Here is a 6,829-nt window from a genome sequence, read left to right as displayed (position 1 = left end):
CGAAAACTTGTTCCTTGTAGCACTCATCGTGGCTCCTTCTCACAAATAGGAGCCTCCGGAAAACCCGGGACGCTTCAACCGGGCCCAAGCCACGGGGTTTGCGATCATGTCCCCGGGAACCAATGGCGGAAGATGCCGATTGCGACGCAGTAAGCTTCCATGCGTCTCGACCAACACTGCCAACACGGTGTCTGGACAGATGCGATGAGTGATGATCATCGCCAATCGACCAATCGCACCTGAAGTTTCAAATTCGAAATACCGGTGGCCCCTGTTGGCCCGTCTTCCATTGAAGGGTCCCATCTCCTCCCTGATTTCCAAGATAAAGCGGATTGCCAATCTACGGATATCGCGGCCCGCGAAAAAATGAGCTGGCAAATCCCCAGTGATAGGCCGAAGCCTCGAGTCTTGTGCAAACGGAACGGCTGCATAAATGCTCTTGGCCGCAACCTTCCGGCCGCTGTCTGTGCGGACCGCTGCAAGCTCATCAACCGTTGGGGCGAATCCATTGGTGGCAAAAGCCTTGTAAGGATGGCTCTGTTCGAGGGCCGGCGCGCAGCCATTTTGCTGCAATTCGGTGAGTGCCGCCACGTGGCACCACGCGGTACTGACATAAAGAGCCGCCCGGCTGCCAAGACCAGCTGCAGCTGCGCCATCTGCTGTCGAAGCAAGGAAGGCGCGAAGACTGGACTCCGTTACGCGCTCTGGCCCGCCAAACTCCTCGAGCAGTTCAAACAATCGCTCAAATTCAGCCCAAAGACCCACCATGAAGCGAAATTTCTGAATCGGGTCATTCTGACTGCGAAGGCAACTGAGCCGAGGCAACCGTTCCGGGCCTAGCTTGCCCAGAATCTCTTCCGCCTTCGTGACATCACGGCGCCAGACGGCGGTGAACATCTGTGGGCAGATGGTCCTGAGCTCTTCCAAAAACCTCATCCAATCGACCAGCGTGCAATCCATAACTCGCTCGATGATCTCGCCTGCACAGTGATCAGCATCGTATACGTGGCCGGCATATTGATCGTCCAACACGGTCCGCCCATGCGCATCGCGATAAATTCTCGTCAGATCTGCATCCGGCCCAATGAGAGGTGCAAATCTGTACACGCAGGCTTGAACCAAATCGGCACGATTTCTTGGATGTAGTAATTTACGAATATCCGCGTCGGACGCATCAGGCTGGTAGTCTCTAACAGTCTTGCCAATCCTTTTGCTGACCACGCGCCTCAGCAGCAGCACGTCTCGCGCTCCCGCGTAACGGTGCATGCGGTCGCGCGGCGAAGCCTTCAGCTTGGCCGTTTCAGGATCGGCTACTCTCGTCTGAATTCTTGACCCATTTGGCACTGCACGTAGTTTGGTAGGGACCAGTGTGGGATATTCACTGCATTCCTGCAGGACAGCGGCGCGAACACTTCGCAACAGAGGACTTGCATAAGCACCTTCCAGGTCCGGGCGCTTTGTCATCGATCGGCCAATCGGAGACTTACCTTTTTTCATTGCCTTCCTCCATCCGCTCGATAACTCTGATCATGTCATCTCGATCTCCAGCAATGATAAATTCGGACCAAGACGCCATTTGGCTTTCGAGCGTTTTTATGCTTTCTATCATATTTACTATTTTTTTGATGCCAATATAGGCGAGACTTGCAGTCTCATTTTGGGAAATTTTGAAGTACATTCGGTTTTGCTCAATCAGTTCTATGAACGCCTTTTCGATAACCATGACCGTTCGGATCTGATGGAAATGCCCATTGAGATCCTGCCACTCAAATGCCGGCATCGATGGGGGCAGCGGCAGCCGATTGGTCGCTGGCTCACGCAGCAGCTCCCGCTGGGCGGCTTCAAATGTTTCGGGTGCCACGAATGGGATCTCCTTGCGGGTAGCCAGCTTTCTCAGCACCCTTATCTGGTCATCCGTCGGGCCACTCCGCCCCGTCGGCGGACCAGCTACCGATTGCTCAAAGCATCGATGCAAAGCCTCGAGATATTCGACCTCAGCTTCCAGTTTCTTTACGATTTTCGACATTTCCGCTGATTGACGTCGTATCTCCGCTTCCCAGGCATCATTATATCTTTCCAGATCGACCCCAAGCTGAATAATGCGGTCACGCAGACGCTCCAACCGAGGACGAAGATCCAGATATTCCGCTTGGCTTGCGCTCTGAATGAATGGCTTGAGATCCATTAATTCCCGTGAGAACCTGGTATACTCAAGCTCGATTTTTTCTGGACTATCGAGTGTATGAACATTGCCTGCGGCATCGATCCATTCGAAAGCCATCATATCCCAACCCCGCGATACAGGAGGTTTGCCTTGTATTGCGACAGCCAGTCATGTGCTGACCCTCGGGTCAGATGGCCCGGAAGATCAATTTCAAACAATGCGCATGTCTGCCGGATGAGCTCCTGCTGTCCGGTCGACATTTTTTTGAATCGCCATTTCCCGGATCGGCGAAGCTCGAGATCGGCTTCAAGCCACTGCTCATGCTCGTCGAAGTATCTACGGACACGTCGATTCCACGCCTCAAACTCTCCCTGGGCTGCCAGTTCAGGCCCGCCCAGATCTAACGCACGGACCAGCGCCTCGCCCCCTGTATGCTCGCCAGTGCCAAGGTGCGCTGCAGCCTCATTAAGCCGCTCAACGAGCGAGCCTACACGCTCACTGAGAAGACCCTCCAACTTCCAGCTGTCGGCAGCTCGCAAGCCAAGGCGCACACACACAAAACCCAAGGCAATAGCACTGGCCATATCGCGCGGGTCTCGTTTCACGAGAGTGTGCTCTGCCTGCAGAGCCAGTCGTCGCTGGGCCGCAAGCTCCGCACTTCTGACAGACAGAGCCTGCCTGGCGTCGACCGCCTCATCGACTGAGCCTACAGCCACCCGCATATCTATCTCATCCTCTTTTACACCCATGGCGACCTCAACTTTCAAATTTGAAATCTTTTCATCTCGATGATGAAATGATTGTACAAAACATCAATACTCCATTATTTTTATATTGAAAACACAGATGTCAAGGGCCATAATTTGGAAGTGAGATTTTTTAGGGGGCAATTGGCGAAATAAATGTTTCACCATTGTGAAACCGCGCTGCGCTTTTATTGCCCCCTTTTGAATACGCATTTTGGAATTTGATCATGAACAATTTTCAGATCGTCAGCCGAGGTGACGTCTGGATGTCGCTCGACAAGGTGGCTGCCAGACAGTTGTTCAAAAAGGCGACCGATGCATTGGCGCTGACGATTCGCCATTGGCGAGAGCATGTCAGGCGTCAGGCCGCTGCGGCCGCTTACCGAAGGGCGTGCACGTCGCTTCTGAAAGAGCAACGCGAAGCCGAACGGCGCAACCGAGCATTGTGGGTTCGAACCAGAGTGCGACCAGAGCGGTGCGGCTACGCAACCCATAAGCCCAAACCAACCGTTCGAATGGCACTACATTTTGGCAGCCGTCACCTTGCACAAGGGACCGCACTACCCCGCTACTCCGGTGCGATCATCGATCGAAATGGGCGCCGAGGCATATTTCTGAAAGTGTTCTATTATGGCCGGGCCACAAAGCCTGGCGTAGGAAAACGTGTCACCGAGTACATTTGGGCAGGCGCGCTCGAAAATCTGGAGGGCCAACCATATTTTGAATCCAACGTCGGCGAATCCATCGAGGAGGCGGTTGAGGCCCTGTCACTGATCGAGGACGTCAACCGCGCCGCGCAGAAAAACAGCAAGGCTCTGTTCCACGCGATCGCCAACGTGCCCTATCAGTTGCGCGATCCAGAGCTCATGATGGAGATTGGCAGGGAGTTCGCCGAACAGCACTTCGGCAGCAGCGACCTGCCCTACGCACTCGCACTGCATCCGCCTTCCGAAGAAGGTGATCAGCGCAACTGGCACCTGCACATCCTTTTTTCTACCAGGCCCATGGTGCGCACGGGAGCACATGAGTGGGATGTCGGCACCATGCTCAGAACCGAAATCGATAACCCTGACGCATTTGACCGCATGCGCCACGATTACGCCAGCATCCAGACAGAGATCGCGCGGCGAGCCGGCCTTGATTTCACCTACACGGCGCTATCGAACGCTGAACGCGGATTACCGAATGCGCCGCAGCGCCATCTGGGCGGGAAGGAAACCGCCAAAGTCCGGCGCGGGGAGTTTAGCGCCATCAATGACCGCAATATCGGGATAGTGATGGCCGGTGAGGCTGCCCTGCTGGATGAGCGGTTGCGGCATGGTCAGGAGCAGGCGGCTGCCGAGGCTCTGATTATCTCACAAACCTTGAAGGGTGCTCCCCAGCTGGAACCGGTGCATATTCCCGCGTCATCACCATTGGCGATCGCTGGAGAGACCATGCTTCCACCAGACACTGTGATGGGGGAAATGCCAGTTCGTGCCGATTCTCCGGCACATGTGCCTATCGGACCGGTCCACCCAATGGGGATCGCGACCGATAGGGCACGCATTCTTTCACAGTCGCCCGCCTCACCTCCCCGGCAAGGCCGAGTACCGCTAGTCCCGTCAACCAGGACAAGCGCTACCGAAAGCCGTGTCGTGTCAGTTGCACCGCCGTCACTGCTGGACAGCCTCGGCCTACGCGACATTTCAAATTTGAAACCCGCAAATATACCTCGTCAAGCGGTGCGACCAGGTGTTGGCTTAACCAGAATGGATAACATTGGCACTAACCCCTTTGCCAGAATATCGGTGGCAGCCCCGCTCAAGGTTGACGCACCGGCTGCTGTTCCTTCGCCATCAGCAATGCGCGTCACCCCCTGGCGCTCTTCTGTACGCCCTCATGCTGGCCAGCTTTCGCTATCTGCAAACATTCTTGTGCCGCAGTCTGTGCCGAGATTGGCAAGGCCGACCGTGTCGTTGAAGCAGATGGGCAGATCGACGACAATTGGAATAGCAAACGTGCAGGTCACTCCCCGGCCACCTGCCCCATCAATGCCAGTGCGCGTGTCGCCAAGGAACGCTGCGCGACCATCAGCGGTGATGAGTGTTAGCCTTCTGGCTCCATCGACCCCACCAACGAAATTGCCAGCGGCTCCCGTCGCAGAACAGATTGCTGCGATCCGCCAGGAAATCGCTGCGCTGAACCGCGCGTTGGATCACGAGGATGCAGAGCGGGCGCGAAGGAACTTGGCCAAATCCCAAAATCCCGCGACAGCGGCAACGCCAAAGCTTCCCACCGCACCGCCCCCGCGTGCAGCTGTGGATGGCATCGCAACGCGCGCCGATCCAACCATGGACGGCCCTTCGATAGCAAGAGGTCCTGCAGTTCAACGTAAGACGCAGGTTCGTCAGGCGCCATCAGGCTCCAATGAAACGGGCAATTCGAAGGTTCGGGCAGAAACTGATGAGCTGCTGGCTTTTGCAGCTCGGCGGCGAAAACGACGGGCCAAGGAATGGCTGCAGGCAACGCTTCCACATGCGGACGGCCAGCATCGACAACAAGAGAACCGGCCAGCTCGGCGCGAAGCACCTCGTCAGTCGCGGCCTGTGGGATGGCGGCCCGGCATCGACGGGCAGGAGCGGTGAACAGAGAGTCCGCCGTGCCCGCCGCTCTCCGCTTTAACGACCACCAATCGCCGCAAGCTCCTGCTCACGGCCATCACAATGCGAGATTGGATCCCTCTTTCCGTCCCAAGTGGTTGTGTGGAGAATGGTGCAATAACAGCGAAGGTCACCTTCCTTGTCAGCATACCAGATCGATGCCGGACAATCTGTGCAGGCAGCATCAGGCGTAGGATACACCACTCCCGGCCTATCGAAATCCTCTTCTTCCTTCAGTCTTCGCAAAGTCGGGCTGAAATAGGCGGCTGCTGATCCTGCCATGTAAGTCTCCGTCGGTGTGGCGTCCCAAAGCTATACCAAGCCTGTTAAAATTCCGCCGCCAAGGGCTGCGAAGCAAAACCGGCCGGGCTTGGAGCGTCGCCGCTGCCCCTCGGCAAAGCCTTTCGGATCCGTTGCCATCGGTGATGGGCTTGCGCCGTTTTCAAAACCACACTGGCTTGATCGTTGGCCCAACCAGTCGGTGCAGAAAACGAACAGAATACGAACAGTTGTCCGGCTGCGCATTTTGCGGCCGTGGCTGTCCGAGCACGCATGTGATCTCAATCGGAAAACCGCTCTCGTTCAAGAGAGGTGACTGGAATTGAAGAGGGGAAAATTTCTTCTCTTTTTCAGTTATTTAAAGGAGATTAAATATGTCACAAGCAGCTAAGTTCGACCACGACGATGACGATCCGTGGTTGCAGGATCTCGAGGGATCGCAAATCAGAGTTCTGCGGGAGGTCGTCGACATCGGCCACTTTGTCCGCAGCAAAGTGCCCGTCGAACCGGTTCGCCAGATCGCTCTGATCGATGTCGAATGTACTGGCCTGGACCCGCTGATCGATCAGGTCATCGACCTGGCCTATATTGTCATCGCCGTTGACGACGACGATGACATCGTCGGAATCGTTTGCGCCGACCAGGCGCTGTGCGATCCCATGATGCCCATACCGCAAAGGGTATCATGGCTGACCGGTTTGACCGACGAAATGGTCGCCAACAAGGCGATCGATCTTGATCGGGTCCAATGGGATCTGGAAGGCGTGGATGTGTTCATTGCGCACAACTGCGCCTATGATTTGAGTTTTATAGGCCAGTTGCTCCCCTTCACGCAAAGCGCGGCCTGGGCCTGCAGCCTGAATGATTTCGACTGGCTGCGTGATGCCGGCATTGCCGCGAAAGCACTGGGCCATCTGCTGATGGGTTAGCGTCCGCGCTCGTGGTGTAATTTTCGGTGGAGATTTAGGTGCTGCTGGTGGTGGGGCATGCCCCACCAC

At 56.0% G+C, this 6,829-nt stretch carries 5 protein-coding genes; 2 read left to right on the top strand and 3 right to left on the bottom strand.

Annotated features, from left to right (window positions below; all coding sequences use genetic code 11):
- Positions 1–39: 39 nt before the first annotated feature.
- Genes K5Q19_RS16655 through K5Q19_RS16645 form a run of 3 tightly spaced genes read right to left on the bottom strand, consistent with a single transcriptional unit; the run spans position 40 to position 2,931 of the window.
- Positions 40–1,497 (bottom strand): hypothetical protein, encoded by a 1,458-nt coding sequence (locus K5Q19_RS16655; RefSeq protein WP_273303877.1) that lies wholly within the window; start codon positions 1,495–1,497, stop codon positions 40–42.
- The gene (locus K5Q19_RS16650) at positions 1,484–2,284 is read right to left on the bottom strand and encodes a hypothetical protein (protein WP_273303880.1); all 801 of its coding nucleotides are present in this window, start codon (positions 2,282–2,284) and stop codon (positions 1,484–1,486) included. Before K5Q19_RS16650 ends, K5Q19_RS16655 begins: the two co-directional genes overlap by 14 nt.
- Positions 2,281–2,931 (bottom strand): hypothetical protein, encoded by a 651-nt coding sequence (locus K5Q19_RS16645; protein ID WP_273303882.1) that lies wholly within the window; start codon positions 2,929–2,931, stop codon positions 2,281–2,283. The genes K5Q19_RS16650 and K5Q19_RS16645 overlap by 4 nt, the downstream gene beginning before the upstream one ends.
- 206 nt (positions 2,932–3,137) lie before the next feature.
- On the opposite strand from K5Q19_RS16645, the gene K5Q19_RS16640 reads away from it, so the two are divergent.
- Entirely contained in the window at positions 3,138–5,537 is a 2,400-nt protein-coding gene (locus tag K5Q19_RS16640) for a MobA/MobL family protein (RefSeq protein WP_273303883.1), read from the top strand.
- 668 nt (positions 5,538–6,205) lie between these two features.
- The gene (locus K5Q19_RS16635; RefSeq protein ID WP_273303884.1) at positions 6,206–6,760 is read left to right on the top strand and encodes an exonuclease domain-containing protein; all 555 of its coding nucleotides are present in this window, start codon (positions 6,206–6,208) and stop codon (positions 6,758–6,760) included.
- Positions 6,761–6,829 lie beyond the last annotated feature (69 nt).

It is taken from the genome of Novosphingobium sp. (genome assembly GCF_019748365.1).
Taxonomy (GTDB): domain Bacteria; phylum Pseudomonadota; class Alphaproteobacteria; order Sphingomonadales; family Sphingomonadaceae; genus Novosphingobium.
Note: the sequence above shows the minus strand (reverse complement) of the source record. Positions and strands in the feature narration are given on the sequence as shown.

Bases quoted from the DNA above. Each gene is read 5' to 3' on its own strand.
- K5Q19_RS16635 (WP_273303884.1), top strand. From the start codon at position 6,206: ATGTCACAAGCAGCTAAGTTCGACCACGACGATGACGATCCGTGGTTG.
- K5Q19_RS16655 (WP_273303877.1), bottom strand. From the start codon at position 1,497: ATGAAAAAAGGTAAGTCTCCGATTGGCCGATCGATGACAAAGCGCCCG.
- K5Q19_RS16640 (WP_273303883.1), top strand. From the start codon at position 3,138: ATGAACAATTTTCAGATCGTCAGCCGAGGTGACGTCTGGATGTCGCTC.
- K5Q19_RS16650 (WP_273303880.1), bottom strand. From the start codon at position 2,284: ATGATGGCTTTCGAATGGATCGATGCCGCAGGCAATGTTCATACACTC.